At 66.0% G+C, this 13,682-nt stretch carries 14 protein-coding genes; 6 read left to right on the plus strand and 8 right to left on the minus strand.

Annotated elements, in window-relative coordinates:
• Positions 1–31: 31 nt before the first annotated feature.
• Positions 32–454 (plus strand): alternative ribosome rescue aminoacyl-tRNA hydrolase ArfB, encoded by a 423-nt coding sequence (gene arfB, locus WC729_RS02145; RefSeq protein ID WP_372849052.1) that lies wholly within the window; start codon positions 32–34, stop codon positions 452–454.
• A 20-nt stretch (positions 455–474) separates the two neighbouring features.
• On the opposite strand, the gene WC729_RS02150 is transcribed toward arfB, so the two are convergent.
• Positions 475–1,122 carry an RluA family pseudouridine synthase gene (locus WC729_RS02150; protein WP_372849054.1) on the minus strand — a complete coding sequence of 216 codons (648 nt, stop codon included), beginning with the start codon at positions 1,120–1,122 and terminating at the stop codon, positions 475–477.
• Between the two features lie 46 nt (positions 1,123–1,168).
• Between WC729_RS02150 and WC729_RS02155 the strand changes: the two genes are divergently transcribed.
• Positions 1,169–1,957 (plus strand): M15 family metallopeptidase, encoded by a 789-nt coding sequence (locus WC729_RS02155; RefSeq protein WP_372849056.1) that lies wholly within the window; start codon positions 1,169–1,171, stop codon positions 1,955–1,957.
• A 66-nt stretch (positions 1,958–2,023) separates the two neighbouring features.
• Here the strand turns inward: WC729_RS02155 and wrbA are convergent, their stop codons facing one another.
• A complete protein-coding gene (gene wrbA / locus WC729_RS02160; protein WP_372849058.1) occupies positions 2,024–2,626 on the minus strand; it encodes an NAD(P)H:quinone oxidoreductase in 603 nt (200 codons plus the stop codon).
• A gap of 159 nt (positions 2,627–2,785) precedes the next feature.
• Entirely contained in the window at positions 2,786–3,484 is a 699-nt protein-coding gene (locus WC729_RS02165) for a pirin family protein (protein WP_372849060.1), read from the minus strand.
• A gap of 116 nt (positions 3,485–3,600) precedes the next feature.
• On the opposite strand from WC729_RS02165, the gene WC729_RS02170 reads away from it, so the two are divergent.
• Both WC729_RS02170 and ctrA read left to right on the plus strand, forming a co-directional pair.
• The gene (locus WC729_RS02170) at positions 3,601–4,518 is read left to right on the plus strand and encodes a LysR substrate-binding domain-containing protein (RefSeq protein WP_372849062.1); all 918 of its coding nucleotides are present in this window, start codon (positions 3,601–3,603) and stop codon (positions 4,516–4,518) included.
• A 175-nt stretch (positions 4,519–4,693) separates the two neighbouring features.
• The gene (gene ctrA, locus WC729_RS02175) at positions 4,694–5,401 is read left to right on the plus strand and encodes a response regulator transcription factor CtrA (protein ID WP_372849064.1); all 708 of its coding nucleotides are present in this window, start codon (positions 4,694–4,696) and stop codon (positions 5,399–5,401) included.
• Positions 5,402–5,490: 89 nt separating this feature from the next.
• Here ctrA and WC729_RS02180 read toward each other — a convergent pair whose 3' ends face one another.
• Together WC729_RS02180 and WC729_RS02185 are read right to left on the minus strand one after the other, a co-directional pair.
• Complete coding sequence (locus WC729_RS02180; protein ID WP_372849066.1) at positions 5,491–7,137, minus strand: amidohydrolase; 1,647 nt, start codon at positions 7,135–7,137, stop codon at positions 5,491–5,493.
• On the minus strand, positions 7,134–8,033 hold the full coding sequence (locus WC729_RS02185) for an NAD(P)-dependent oxidoreductase (protein WP_372849068.1): 900 nt from the start codon (positions 8,031–8,033) through the stop codon (positions 7,134–7,136). The genes WC729_RS02180 and WC729_RS02185 overlap by 4 nt, the downstream gene beginning before the upstream one ends.
• A 73-nt stretch (positions 8,034–8,106) precedes the next feature.
• Between WC729_RS02185 and WC729_RS02190 the strand changes: the two genes are divergently transcribed.
• Both WC729_RS02190 and WC729_RS02195 read left to right on the plus strand, forming a co-directional pair.
• Positions 8,107–9,345 (plus strand): threonine ammonia-lyase, encoded by a 1,239-nt coding sequence (locus WC729_RS02190; protein WP_372849070.1) that lies wholly within the window; start codon positions 8,107–8,109, stop codon positions 9,343–9,345.
• Between the two features lie 227 nt (positions 9,346–9,572).
• Positions 9,573–10,367: an arginyltransferase gene (locus tag WC729_RS02195; RefSeq protein WP_372849072.1), complete on the plus strand. Its 795-nt coding sequence runs from the start codon at positions 9,573–9,575 to the stop codon at positions 10,365–10,367.
• 42 nt (positions 10,368–10,409) lie between these two features.
• On the opposite strand, the gene WC729_RS02200 is transcribed toward WC729_RS02195, so the two are convergent.
• The 3 genes from WC729_RS02200 to WC729_RS02210 are packed head-to-tail and all read right to left on the minus strand — an operon-like array spanning position 10,410 to position 13,656.
• Entirely contained in the window at positions 10,410–11,228 is an 819-nt protein-coding gene (locus WC729_RS02200) for a transglutaminase domain-containing protein (RefSeq protein ID WP_372849074.1), read from the minus strand.
• Positions 11,228–12,163: an alpha-E domain-containing protein gene (locus WC729_RS02205; protein ID WP_372849076.1), complete on the minus strand. Its 936-nt coding sequence runs from the start codon at positions 12,161–12,163 to the stop codon at positions 11,228–11,230. Before WC729_RS02205 ends, WC729_RS02200 begins: the two co-directional genes overlap by 1 nt.
• Complete coding sequence (locus tag WC729_RS02210) at positions 12,163–13,656, minus strand: circularly permuted type 2 ATP-grasp protein (RefSeq protein ID WP_372849078.1); 1,494 nt, start codon at positions 13,654–13,656, stop codon at positions 12,163–12,165. The genes WC729_RS02205 and WC729_RS02210 overlap by 1 nt, the downstream gene beginning before the upstream one ends.
• Between the last annotated feature and the right edge of the window lie 26 nt (positions 13,657–13,682).

Raw genomic sequence — 13,682 nt, forward strand, 5'->3', positions numbered from 1 at the left:
GCCCGAACCGTCGAATCGCCTAACCGGGGGCATGGTTGCCATTCCCGTCACCCGATCGATCGCGATCGACAGCGATGAGCTGGAGGAATCCTTCACGCGTTCGGGCGGCCCTGGCGGGCAGCATGTCAACACGACGGATTCGGCGGTGTTGCTGCGCTTCGACGTCGGTGCTTCGCCCAATCTGCCCGAGGCAGTGAAGAACCGGCTGGCGGTGCTGGCCGGATCGCGCATGACGCGCGAGGGCGTGCTGGTCCTGAGGAGCGAAGGCGCGCGGTCGCAGTTGCTCAACCGGCAGGAAGTGCGCGAGCGGCTGATCGAGATGATCCGCGAGGCGACGATCGTGCCGAAGAAGCGGCGCCCGACCAAGCCGTCCAAGGCGGCCAAGGCGCGTCGCATGGAGGGCAAAGCCAAGAGATCGACGGTCAAATCGCTGCGGGGCAAACCGATCGATTAGGGCGAACCACGAGGTTCGGTTCAGAGGCTGAAACCGGCTTTCAAGAATCGCTCGGGAAGCGGCGCCTCTGCCTTGATCGGTTCCTTGCCGGCGCGCGGCACCACGAGCGAGGCGGCATGCAGCAGGCTTTCGCCCTTGCCGTCGCCATAGACCGGATCGCCGACCACCGGCGCGCCCAGCGCCTCGGCGGCATGGACGCGAATCTGGTGGGTGCGGCCGGTTTCGGGGCGGAACTCGACGAAGCTGCGCCCATCCTTCACCTCAATCACGCGCCAGGCCGTGCGAGACGGCTTGCCCTTCGGGTCGCCCTGCATGCGCCAGCCGGTTTCAGCGGTGCTCACCTTGGTCAGGGCAAGGTCGATCAGGCCGCTCTCGCCCTTTACGACACCTTCGAGCACCGCCAGATAGCGTTTCTCGACAATCCCGGCCTCAAAGGCGTGGTGAAGCCGCGCATGTGCCTTGGGGTTGCGCGAGAGCAGCAGGCAGCCCGACGTGTCGCGGTCGAGCCGGTGCACCGCCTGCGGCCAGCGGCGGAAACCGAAGGCCAGTGCCTCGAGATGGTTTTCAAGGCTGAGCGAGCCATCGCGGGGCCGGTCGACCGGCAGGCCGGCGGGCTTGTCGATGACGATTGCCTCGCCATCGAGGAACAGGACTTTATCGAGGAGCATTTGATGCCCTTGCCACTCCGCGCAGCCACATGCCAGAGGAACCCCGGTGAAGCCGAGTATCAAGCACGCGATCCGGGCCCTGTTGTCGGCCGCGTTCCTCGGCTCGGCGCCGACGCATGCGCAGAATGCCGGGGTGCCGATCATGGTGCCCGGCATCGGCGTGACCGGGGCAGATGGGCGCATGTTCGGCCATCTGCCTTATGCAGAGGCGCCTTCATACGACATGGTGCCCGTCACCTCGCCCGGTTTCGCGCTTGGCGGGACATGCCGCATGCAGAGGGATGCCGCGGCCGACCTTACTGCGCTGATCGAGGCGGCAAATATGGTGCCGGCCATCGCGCACCGGCTGCGGGGCGTCTCCTGCTATCGGACGGTCGCCTATCAACGATCAGTCTTTTGCCGGGCGCGCGACTCCTGCGGGGACGTGGCTGCACGGTCCCGCGACGTCGGGCCGCCGGGCTATAGCGAGCATTCGACCGGCTATGCGATCGACTTCGGGGTCCACCCCTCGCCCGGCTGCCCTGATCTGCAATGGTGCATGGCGAGCACGCCTGCAGGCTTGTGGCTGATCGCCCACGCGCGGGACTTCGGTTTCGAATTGTCCTTCCCGGCCAACAACAAGCAGGGTGTCGGGTGGGAGCCGTGGCACTGGCGCTGGGTCGGCCGCACCGCGCAGTCGCCCGGCGCGGCGCGGGCGCGAATGATCTTCGCCCGCGCCCGCACACAATTCCCCGCGCGGCCGGGGATCGCCGGACCGGTGATCCAGACTTCGCATGCGAAACCGTCGCCCCGCGTGCTGCCGATCCCGATCGTCTGGCCGGGCGTCTATTTCTAGGGCCTCATACGAAGAGGGCGCCCGCGGCAAACCGCGAGCGCCCCTTCTTGCCTCGGCAGAACTGGATCAGCCGAAGACCTTGCCCGCGACTTCCGCGATACGGCGACCCTGATAGCGCGCACCATCGAGTTCGACGCTGCTCGGCTGGCGGCTGCCGTCGCCATCGGCGATGGTCGACGCGCCATAGGGCGAATTGCCATGCACTTCCTTGACGCCCATCTGGCCGGCAAAGCCGTAGTCCAGGCCGACGATGGTCAGGCCGAAATGCAGCAAATTGGTGATGATCGAGAAGAGCGTCGTCTCCTGCCCGCCATGCTGAGTAGCGGTCGACGTGAAGGCGCCGCCGATCTTGCCGTTGAGCGCGCCGCGGAACCACAGGCCACCGGCCTGGTCGAGGAAGGATGCCATCTGGCTCGACATGCGGCCAAAGCGGGTCGGCGCGCCGATGATGATCGCGTCATAGGTCGCCAGCGCCTCGACGCTTTCGATGACCGGATGCGCGGTGTCGGCCTTGAAGCCGGCGGCTGCGACGACCGCGGCCGGTGCGGTTTCGGGCACGCGGCGGATGTCGACCTCGGCACCGGCTGAGCGGGCGCCCTCGGCGACGGCGTCAGCCATCTGCTCGAGATGGCCGTAGGACGAATAATAAAGAACCAGTACCTTGGTCATGAAAACCTCCTGAGAAAAATGTCCCTTCCGCCCATGGGAAATTTGGACGGAAGGGACTGGGGGTGAGCGCCCGGTCGCTGAGACCGGGGCTTTCGGGGAGGACGAAGGCCCACCCCCGTCCGTTCCGCCCCGGGGGGATGGGGCGAAACGGAAACTCGGTTATTCTGAGTCGACGAGCACCAGTTCAGCGTCTTCGATCGCCTTGATCTCGACCGTCTGGCCGCCGCCGATCGCCGCGCCGTCGCGTGCCTTGAAGGGCTGGCCGTCGATCTCGATCGCGCCGGTGGCGGGGACGAGATAGGCATGACGCCCTTCGCCCACGCTGTGCGTGATCGTCTCGCCAGCCTTGATCGTCGCGCCGAGCACCCGTGCATCGGCACGAATCGGCAGGGCGTCCTTGTCCTCGGCGAACCCGCTGGCGAGCACGGCGAACTTGCCACTGCGATCGCTCTTCGGGAAAGGCTTGGCGCCCCAGCTCGGCGAGCCGCCAGTCCGCTTCGGCTCGATCCAGATCTGGAAGAGCGTGGTCGTCTCGGGCTCGAGATTATATTCGGCATGGCGCACGCCGGTGCCTGCGCTCATCACCTGGACGTCGCCCGCTTCGGTGCGGCCTTCGTTCCCCATCGAATCCTTGTGGGTGATGGCGCCTTTGCGGACATAGGTGATGATCTCCATGTCGCGGTGCGGATGCGCCGGGAAACCGGCGTTCGGCCCGATCTCGTCGTCGTTCCAGACACGGATCGCTCCCCAGCCCATGCGGGACGGGTCATAATAATTGGCGAAGCTGAAATGGTGGCGTGCGTTGAGCCAGCCATGATCCGCATGGCCGAGGCTCTCGAACGATCTTTTCTCGATCATTGGGTGTCTCCTTGTTGCGACCAAGATAGGGGTTGGGATCGCGACGTAAATGGAAACGCTGGAAACTGATCGTTTCCCGTATTACGTTCCTCCTGGCGAAACTCGGAGAGGAATTTATGCGTCTGCCGGATCTCGAAGCCTGGGCAATCTTCGCCTCCGTCGTCGAACACCGTTCCTTCAGCGGCGCGGCGGATGCGATCGGCGTGTCGAAGGCGACGGTGTCGAAAGCGGTGACCCGGCTCGAGGCGCATCTCGGCCAGTCGCTGTTCCACCGCACCTCGCGTCGTCTCACCCTCACTGAAAGCGGCAAGAGCCTGGCCGAGCATGCCGCGCGCATCCTGGCCGAGGCGATGGCGGCCGAGGAAGCGGCGCATGACGCGGCGACCGCGCCGCACGGCCTGATCCGTGTCACCGCGCCCATGACGCTCGGACTGGTCAGCCTGACCCCAGCGCTCGCCGAGTTCCTGACCGATCATCCGGGAATCGAGATCGATCTCAACCTCTCCGACGCAAAGGTCGATATCGTGGCGGAGGGGATCGATGTCGCGCTGCGCATCGCCGATCTGCCCGACAGCTCGCTTCGCGCCCGCCGGCTCGGCCCGATTGCGATCCATATCGTCGCGGCGCCTTCCTATCTCGAAAAGCACGGCCGGCCGACCCATGCGGCGCAGCTGGGGGAGCATGCCTGCCTCGGCTATACCAATGTCACTGGGCCGTGGCGCTTCGTCGGGCCAGGCGGTGCGGAGGTGGCGGTGCGGCCGGCCGGGCCTCTCCGGTCGAACAGTGGCGACGCCTTGCTGCCGGCGCTCAGGGCCGGGCTGGGCATCGGCATGTTGCCGGATTTCATTGTCGGCGGCGATCTGGCGGCGGGGACACTCGAGGCGATCCTGACCGACTGGCATGTGCCGCCGATCGCGCTGCATCTGCTCACGCCGCCGGGCAATCTGCGCCCGGCGCGGGTCGAGGCATTGATAAGCTTCCTTACCGAGAGATTTCGCAACATCTGCGCGAACCAGGGCCCCGGGGGCAGCTGAAACCGCTTCACTAAGGGTAATTCCTGATCCGTGGAATCCCCACGACTCGTGGATTCAGGCCGGTTAGCGAAGAATTAACCTTTTGCGTTCATTCCTGATCAGGTTAATAGTTTGTGCAGGGTGCGTCGAGCCACAGGGGGCGTCGAGCGCCGCGAAGTGACAGGGGAACTGCCAGATGCGCGTGCTGCTGATCGAGGACGAGCCGACGACCGCGAAGGCGATCGAGCTGATGCTCACCACCGAAGGCTTCAATGTCTATACGACCGATCTGGGCGAGGAAGGCTTGGATCTGGGCAAGCTGTATGATTACGACATCATCCTGCTCGATCTGAACCTGCCGGACATGCACGGCTATGACGTGCTGAAGAAGCTGCGGGTCGCCCGGGTGCAGACTCCGGTGCTGATCCTGTCGGGCATCAACGAGATGGACTCCAAGGTGCGCAGCTTCGGCTTCGGCGCCGACGATTACGTCACCAAGCCTTTCCACCGCGAAGAGCTGACCGCACGCATCCACGCCGTGGTCCGCCGTTCCAAGGGCCATAGCCAGTCGGTCATCCGCACCGGCAAGCTCGCCGTGAACCTCGACGCCAAGACAGTCGAAGTCGATGGCAGCCGGGTTCACCTGACCGGCAAGGAATATGCGATGCTGGAGCTGCTCTCGCTCCGCAAGGGCACGACGCTCACCAAGGAAATGTTCCTGAACCACCTTTATGGCGGCATGGACGAGCCCGAACTCAAGATCATCGACGTCTTCATCTGCAAGCTCCGCAAGAAGCTGAGCCTGGCCTGCGAAGGCGAGAATTACATCGAGACCGTCTGGGGCCGCGGCTATGTGCTGCGCGAACCGGACGAAGTCGGCACGCCGGTTGCCGAAGTAGCCTGAATCGTCACGCTCCCGAGTTATTTGCGGGAGTAAAGGCCGCGGCATCGGGGGGTGCCGCGGCCTTTCGTTTTTTGGGGGGCCGGTCTCCGCTACCTCCGCACATACTCCTTGTGCCCACCCACCCAGGTCTCTTCCACCTTCGTCGCGCGTAGCTCACTCGGGCTGGCCAGCAGCGGGTCGCGGTCGACGATGATGAAGTCGGCGCGCTGGCCGGGGGCGAGGCGGCCGAATTTGTCCTCCGCGAACCCGGCATAGGCAGCGGCGCCGGTGAACGCCCACCAGGCCTGTTCGCGCGTCAGCTTCTCTTCCGGGCGCCAGCCGCCATAGGGCTGGCCTTCCGCATCCTGGCGGGTAAAGGCCGCAGCCCAGCCGGCAAAGGGGTCCGGACTTTCGATCGGATAGTCCGAGCCGAAGGCCAGGACGGAGCCGTTCTTCAGCATCGACGCCCAGGCATAGGCACCCGCGAGCCGGTCCGAACCTAGCCGCGCCTCGGCCATCGCCCGGTCCGAGGTTTGGTGGGTCGGCTGCATCGATGCGATCGTGCCATGCTGGCCGAAGCGCGGCAGATCGGCCGGATCGACGATCTGGGCGTGCTCGATCCGCCAGCGGCGATCGCCCTTGTAGGTTTCCGACAGTTCCTCGATCGCATCGAGCACCTGCGCATTGGCCTTGTCGCCGATCGCGTGGACCGCGACCTGGTAATTGTCCATCGCGGCCCGACTCATCAGGTTGCGGATGACGTCGTCAGCAAGGAAACCGAGGCCGGTTTCCTTCGGGGCATCGCTGTACGGCGCCTTGAGCCACGCCCCGCGCGAGCCGAGCGCGCCATCGGCGTAGAGCTTCACCCCGCCCATGCGCAGCCGATCGGCATAGAGCCATTGCGTCGGCCCCGCGCCGCCGACCCGGATGGCGGTCTCGACGCTGTTGCCATAGCTCATGATGCGGACGCGCAGCGCGCCCGCATCGCCAGCGCGGCGATAGCTGAGCCAGTCGTCGAGCGAGCTGCCCATGTCCGCGGTCGCGGTGACACCGAGGCTGAGCAATTTCGCCTGGGCCTTGAGCAGGGCCGCGTCGCGGTCCTTGGGCAAGGGTTGCGGTACGGCCTTGGCAATGAGGTCCTGCGCCGCATCGACGAACACGCCGTTCGGCGCGGTGCCGGTCTTCTCGATCCGGCCGCCCGGAGGCGAGACGCTTTTCGCCGTCACGCCGGCCGCCTTCATCGCCGCGCCGTTCGCCCAGCTCGCATGGCCATCAACGCGGGAGAGCCAGACCGGGCGGTCGCTGACTACTGAATCGAGGTCGGCCGCGGTCGGAAAGCGGCCGAGCGCCCAGAGCTCCTGGTTCCAGCCGCCGCCCAGGATCCATTTCTTGTCGGGGTTGGCCGCGACATAGGCGGCGATCTTCGCTTTGGCCTCGTCGAGCGATTTCGTTCCGGAGAGGTCGAGTTCGACGTCGCGGAAGCCGAGGTCCATCACATGGCCGTGTGCGTCGATGAAGCCGGGGAGCAGCACCTTACCCTTCATGTCGGCGCGCCAGTCGAGCTTTTCAGGGCGCTTGTCGTTCGGCTGCATCAGCCGGATGACCTTGCCATCGGGCGTCATCAGCACGCCGTTGAAGTGGATGACCTTGCCGTCCTTGTCGAGCGTCATGCCGTTGACATTGTCGACAAGCGAATCGGCGAAGGCTGGGACGGCGGCAAATGAAAGCGCGGTGGCCGCCGCGACAAATTGCTTCACCGCGGCAACCTGCGCACCAGCGAACTCGTGTCGTTGCGGCCGCCGCCCATTTTCTGGATGTCGGCATAGAATTGATCGACCAGCGCAGTGAGCGGCAGGGTCGCGCCGTTGCGGCGTGCCTCGTCCAGGGTGAGGCCGAGATCCTTGCGCATCCAGTCGACCGCGAAGCCGAAGTCGAACTTGTCCTCGCTCATCGTCGCCCAGCGATTGACCATCTGCCAGCTCGACGCAGCGCCGCCCGACACCGCCTCGAACACCTTGTCGGTATCGAGCCCGCTGACCTGGGCGAAGCGCAGCGCCTCGGCGACGCCCTGCACGACGCCGGCGATCGCGATCTGATTGACCATCTTGGTCGTCTGGCCCGCGCCGGCCTCGCCGATATGGACGATGCGCAGCGCATAGGCCTGCATCAGCGGTTCGGCCGCGGCCATCGCCTCGGCGGTACCGCCGCACATGATCGAGAGCTTGCCGTTCTCGGCGCCCGCCTGGCCGCCCGAAACGGGAGCATCGACGACGAGCAGACCCTTCGCCCCGCCCTCTTCCGCCAGCCGCCGCGCGATCTTCGCTGAGACGGTGGTATGATCGACGAACAATGCCCCTGCGGTCATCGTACCGAACACGCCGTCAGCGCCCAGGGTGATCTCGGCCAGGTCGTCGTCATTGCCGACGCAGCTGAACACCGCATCCTTGCCCGCCGCGGCCTCGGCGGGGGTCGCGGCGACGGTGCCCCCATATTTCTCGGCCCAGGCTTCCGCCTTGGCGCGCGAGCGGTTGTAGACGGTGACGGTGTGGCCGGCGGTGACGAGATGCCCCGCCATCGGCGCGCCCATCACTCCGGTTCCGATGAATGCGATGTTGGTCATGGCTGCTCGCGATAAGGCGTGTTTTCGCGTCATGCTAGTTGAGAGTCACCGCGCAGGCCGTAACGACCATTGCGGCTGACGATTTCAGGGCCTACCTCGCCCGCCTATGGCTACCGATCCCCTGCCCGCCGCCGAAACGCTCCCCGTCACCCTCGCTGACGTTCAGGCGGCGCATGCGCGGATTGCGGCGTCGATCGTGCGCACGCCGACCTTCATCAGCCAGACCCTGTCGAAGCTGACCGGCGCGACGGTCTATCTGAAGTTCGAGAACCTGCAGTTCACCGCGGCGTACAAGGAGCGCGGTGCGCTCAACACGCTGCTCCAGCTTCCTCCGGAGACGAAAGGCGTGATCGCTGCCTCGGCCGGCAACCATGCGCAGGGCCTTGCCTATCATGCCAACCGGCTCGGCATCCCCGCGACGATCGTGATGCCGACGACGACGCCGACGGTGAAGGTGACCCAGACCGAAGGGCACGGCGCGACTGTCGTGCTGTTCGGCACCAATTTCGACGCGGCCTATGCCCATGCGCGCGAGCTCGAGGCAGAGCGCGGCCTGACCTTCGTCCATCCGTTCGACGATGTCCGCGTGATCGCGGGCCAGGGCACGGTCGCGCTCGAGATGCTCGAGGATGCGCCGGCGATCGACACTTTCATCGTCCCGATCGGCGGCGGCGGGCTGATCTCCGGCACCGCGACGGTCGCGCGGGCGGCGGACCATCCGATCGAGGTGATCGGCGTACAGGCCGAGCTGTTCCCATCGATGTACAACCGGCTCAACGGCACTGACCTGCCCTGCGCCGGCGACACGCTGGCAGAGGGCATCGCGGTAAAGGAGCCGGGATCGATCACCGCGCGCATCGTCAAGGCGCTGGTCGACGACATCGTGCTGGTGAGCGAGCGCAGCCTGGAGGAGTCGGTCAGCCTGCTCCTCCAGATCGAGAAGACCGTGGTCGAGGGCGCGGGTGCCGCCGGCCTGGCCGCGTTGCTGCAGCATCCGGAACGCTTCAAGGGCAAGACCGTCGGCGCCATCTTGTGCGGCGGCAATATCGACACGCGGCTGCTCGCCAATGTGCTGCTGCGCGATCTTGCGCGGTCGGGCCGGCTCGCGCGCCTGCGTATCCGGTTGCAGGACCAGCCCGGCGCGTTGTTCAACGTCGCGCGGATCTTCGATGCGGAGCGGGTCAACATCATCGAGATTTATCATCAGCGCGTCTTCACGACCTTGCCCGCCAAGGGCCTGATCACCGATATCGAGTGCGAGACCCGGGACAAGGCGCATCTCGACCGGTTGATGGCGGCGCTGCGTCACGACGGATACGAGGTCAGTCCGGTCGAACTCGCCTGACGAACTGAATCAGAACTGCGACGAAACGATTCCGGCGACTCTATTCGCGAGTCGCCGGGTGAGATATGATGCGCGTCAAGTCCGCCCGGGGCGTGAATCTCCAAGACTCAATCCAACCGCGGCGTTAACTCTCTTTCATGGTAAAGCCGCTTTTCATCACGACTCAGGCGATTCATAACAGCGGCGAACCAGGCATCGGGCCGGGGTGGAAAAGGGGGTTGTAGGCGGTGACCGCGCCATTTCGTTTTCCGCGCTTCTTCGTGACGAGCCCGTCGCCCTGCCCCTATCTTCCGGGACGCCAGGAGCGGAAGGTCTTCACTGAACTCAACGGTCCGCATGCGGGCGACCTCAACGATGCGTTGGGCCGGATCGGTTTTCGCCGCAGCCAGTCGGTCGCGTACCGGCCGAGCTGCGCCGGCTGCACCGCCTGCGTCTCGGTCCGCGTCGTGGCATCGGACTTCGTGCCCAACGGGACTCAGCGCAAGCAAATCCGCCGCAACAGCGACATGGAAGTCACTGCCTGCCGCGCCTGGGCGACCGACGAGCAATATCAGCTGCTGCGCCGCTATCTCGCCTCGCGCCATCCCGGCGGCGGCATGGCGGATATGGACGAGGGTGATTATGCCGACATGGTCGAGCATTCGCCGGTCAACAGCTACATCATCGAATATCGCGAACCGGCGCAGAACGGCGTGCGCGGGCGGCTGATCGGGGCGTGCCTGACCGACCAGCAGGCCGACGGGCTGTCGATGATCTACAGCTTCTTCGACGCCGACCATCCGCTACGCGCGGGCCTCGGCAACATGATCATCATGGACCATATCCTGCGCGCGCGCAGCATCGGCCTGCCCTATGTCTATCTCGGCTATTGGGTGAAGGGATCGGAGCGGATGGCGTACAAGACGCGCTATCGCCCGATCGAAGTGCTCGGCCCAACTGGCTGGGCCCTGCTGACCGACGAGGATGCGACCTATGCCCCGCCGGCGCAGAAGAATGTGTTGATGGCGGACGAGCTGGCTTAGGCCAAATCAAGCCCCTCCCCTTCAGCGGACGGGCTTTAAGAACTAGTCCTGCGCGCTGTCGCGCCCGACGTGCAGATCCACGTCCAGCTCCTCATGCCCTTCGCCCAGCCGCGACCCCGCCACGGGCGCCGCCCCGGCCGAATCCAGCGCAACCGCGACCCGCACATAGGCGTCGTCAGCCGACAGGCCGGTGCAGGGGTCGAAGGCCACCCAGCCCAGCCCCTCGATAAAGACCTCAGCCCAGCCATGCGGCGCGGGCGGCGTATCGCCGATGAAACAGGCAGAACTGTAGCCCGAGACATAGCGCGCCGGCACGCCCAACCCGCGCGCGCCTGCAGTGAACATCTGGGCGAAGTCGCGCAGCGTCGCGGACTTCGACTCGAAAGCCTCGGCTGCGCTCCGCCCCGATACCGGCCGGCCGCGATCGAGCGTGAAATGCTTGTGGAAGGCGACATTCAGTACATGCATCCGCTCGACCGCATCGCTCACCGACGCGACCGCATCGGCCGCGAAACCGGCGAGCGCGCCGCCCGCTTCGGTCAGCGGCGTCGATCGCAGGAAGACGGCCGGCGGCAGCGGCTCGACCGATCCGTGCAGCACGCCGTCGCTGCCATTGGTCAGGACCTCGCCCGACACCTCGATCTCGATGCCGTGGATCGGCCCATCGACATAGAGCATCGTCGTGCGGTTGCCGAAGCCGTCGCGGCCGTGGCGCATCCGGGCGTCGCAATCGACATGGATGCCCCAGCTCGCGACGGCCTGGCCGTCAGTGCCGCTCGGGGTGAGACGAAGGAGCTGGGTGACGCGGCCTTGGGGAACCGAAAAGCGATAGGTCGTGCGGTGGTCTACGGTTATCCGCATCAGCCGAACTTGAACTGCCGGCCGATCGCCTCGTGGAGAAGATCATTCTCAGCGTTGAAGGCCTGGAGATATTGGTGCAGCCCGCTGGCGATGACCTCGCCGGAACGCGTCTTGGCCAGGCGCTGCTGCCGCATGCGGGCCATACGGTCCGCCTCGCCGTGCAGGCCGGTGCGCTTGGCGAGCAGGTTGAGGATCTCGAGCGTCTCCTCGGCCGAAGCGGCGAGGCTGCGCGGCAGTTCGGCGCGGGAGATCAGCAGGTCGATCACGTTCGCGGGCCGCAGCCCTTCCGAATAAAGCCAGCGATAGGCCGTCACGGCCGAGACGGTCTGCAGGATCGTGGTCCATTGGTCGCGGTCGACCACGCCGCCGACCTGCTCGCCTTCGGGCAGCAGCAAATGATATTTCACGTCGAGCAGGCGCGCGGTGTTGTCGGCGCGCTCGACTGCCTGGCCGAGCCGGATGAACCAGGTCGTCTGGTTACGCAGCATGCGGTGGATCGCACCTTCGAAACCGCGTGCCTCGGTCTTCACCGCATCGACCAGGCCGAGCGTGGCGGTGGCGCCGCCGGGGCTGGAGCGGCTGTGGAAGATCAGCCAGGCACGGTTGATCGCCGTCCAGGCCTCGCGGGTGAGCGCGGTGCGGACGGCGCGCGCGTTGTTGCGTGCCATGTCAAGGCAGCGGACGATCGACCCCGGATGACTGCCGTCGAGCGTGAGGAAGCGCGCGACATGTTGCTGAGTCATGGTCTCGCCGGTGGCGGCGAAGGCGGTGTCGGTCTCGGTCACGGCGAGCGCGCTGGCCCAGGCCGCCTCCCCCGCCGGGCGCGGCGACAGCACGTCGAGACGGACGGTCGCCTCGACCAGCCGAGCGATGAAGTCGGCGCGCTCGATATAGCGGCCGAGCCAGTAGAGCGATGAGGCGGTGCGGGAAAGCATCAGGCGCCCCCCTGCCCCTGGCTCATACCGCCCCCAGTCTGCGTCTGGGCCTGCGTATTCCCGCCGTCCATCAGCACGAAACTGTCCTTGGTGCCGCCGCCTTGCGACGAATTCACCACCAGCGAGCCTTCCTTGAGCGCTACGCGCGTCAGGCCGCCGGGCACCACCTGGATACCCTTGGAGCCGGTCAGCACGAACGGACGGAAGTCGACATGCCGCGGCGCAAGGCCGCTATCGCTCAAAGTCGGCACCGTCGACAGCGCCAGGGTCGGCTGCGCGATATAGCGATGCGGCTCGGCGATCAGCGCGGCGCGGAAGGTTTCGATCTCGGCCTTGGTCGCGGTCGGCCCGACCAGCATGCCATAGCCGCCCGAGCCGTCGACCAGCTTCACCACCACGTCCTTGAGGTTGTCGAGGACGTATTTAAGCGCCTGGGGCTCGCGGCAGCGCCAGGTCTCGACATTGGGCAGCTTGGGCTCGCCGCCGGAATAGAAGCGGACGATCTCCGGCATATAGCTGTAGATCGCCTTGTCGTCGGCGATGCCGTTGCCGGGCGCGTTGAGCAGGGCGACATTGCCGGCGGCATATGCCGCGATCAGGCCAGGCACGCCGAGCATCGAATCCGGGCGGAACACGAGGGGATCGAGATAATCGTCGTCGATGCGGCGATAGATCACGTCGACCTTCACCCGGCCGGCGATGGTGCGCATCCAGACGATGTCGTCATCGACCACGAGATCCGCTGCCTCGACCAGTTCGATGCCCATCGAATCCGCGAGGAAGCTGTGCTCATAATAGGCCGAGTTGAAATGGCCCGGCGTCAGCACGACGCAGACCGGGTTCTGGCCGGACCCGTGCGGCGCAACCGACTTCATCGTCTCGAGCAAACGGTCGGGATACGAGTCTACCGCCGCCACGCGGAAATCGCGGAACAGCTCCGGGCAAAGGCGCAGCATCGCCTCGCGGTTCTCCAGCATGTAGCTGACGCCCGAGGGCGTGCGGGCATTGTCCTCTAGCACGAAGAATTCGTCCGGCCCGGTGCGCACCAGATCGATACCGCAGATATGCGCCCAGATGCCGTGCGGCGGCCGCATGCCGGCGATCTCGGGCCGGAACTGCGGGTTGCCGAAGATCAGGTCCTCGGGAAGGACGCCCGCCTGGAGGATCTTCCGCTCGCCATAGATATCGTCGAGGAATGCGTTGATCGCCTCGACGCGCTGCACCAGCCCTTCGGACAGGCGCGCCCATTCGTCGGCGAGGAAGATTCGCGGCACGATGTCGAACGGGATGATGCGTTCCGAGGCATCGCTGTCGCCATAGACCGCGAAGGTGATGCCGAGCTGGCGGAAGGTCGCCTCAGCCGATTGCTGGCGGCGGCGAAGTTCGGCGTCAGGGGTCTCGTCGAGCCAGCTACCGAGCGCGGCGAGTTCCGGTCGCGGCGTGGTCGAGCCGCTCTGCCCCATGATCTCGTCAAACGCGCGTCGTGTCCCCATCGAACGGTAAAGCCCCCTGTGTCCCG

This window comes from Sphingomonas sp., assembly GCF_041661825.1.
GTDB lineage: Bacteria > Pseudomonadota > Alphaproteobacteria > Sphingomonadales > Sphingomonadaceae > Sphingomonas.

Coding starts and splice junctions, on each gene's coding strand:
- WC729_RS02210 (WP_372849078.1), bottom strand. CDS start 13,656: ATGGGGACACGACGCGCGTTTGACGAGATCATGGGGCAGAGCGGCTCG.
- arfB (WP_372849052.1), top strand. CDS start 32: ATGGTTGCCATTCCCGTCACCCGATCGATCGCGATCGACAGCGATGAG.
- WC729_RS02185 (WP_372849068.1), bottom strand. CDS start 8,033: ATGACGCGAAAACACGCCTTATCGCGAGCAGCCATGACCAACATCGCA.
- WC729_RS02190 (WP_372849070.1), top strand. CDS start 8,107: ATGGCTACCGATCCCCTGCCCGCCGCCGAAACGCTCCCCGTCACCCTC.
- WC729_RS02200 (WP_372849074.1), bottom strand. CDS start 11,228: ATGCGGATAACCGTAGACCACCGCACGACCTATCGCTTTTCGGTTCCC.
- WC729_RS02150 (WP_372849054.1), bottom strand. CDS start 1,122: ATGCTCCTCGATAAAGTCCTGTTCCTCGATGGCGAGGCAATCGTCATC.
- ctrA (WP_372849064.1), top strand. CDS start 4,694: ATGCGCGTGCTGCTGATCGAGGACGAGCCGACGACCGCGAAGGCGATC.
- WC729_RS02165 (WP_372849060.1), bottom strand. CDS start 3,484: ATGATCGAGAAAAGATCGTTCGAGAGCCTCGGCCATGCGGATCATGGC.
- WC729_RS02170 (WP_372849062.1), top strand. CDS start 3,601: ATGCGTCTGCCGGATCTCGAAGCCTGGGCAATCTTCGCCTCCGTCGTC.
- WC729_RS02205 (WP_372849076.1), bottom strand. CDS start 12,163: ATGCTTTCCCGCACCGCCTCATCGCTCTACTGGCTCGGCCGCTATATC.
- wrbA (WP_372849058.1), bottom strand. CDS start 2,626: ATGACCAAGGTACTGGTTCTTTATTATTCGTCCTACGGCCATCTCGAG.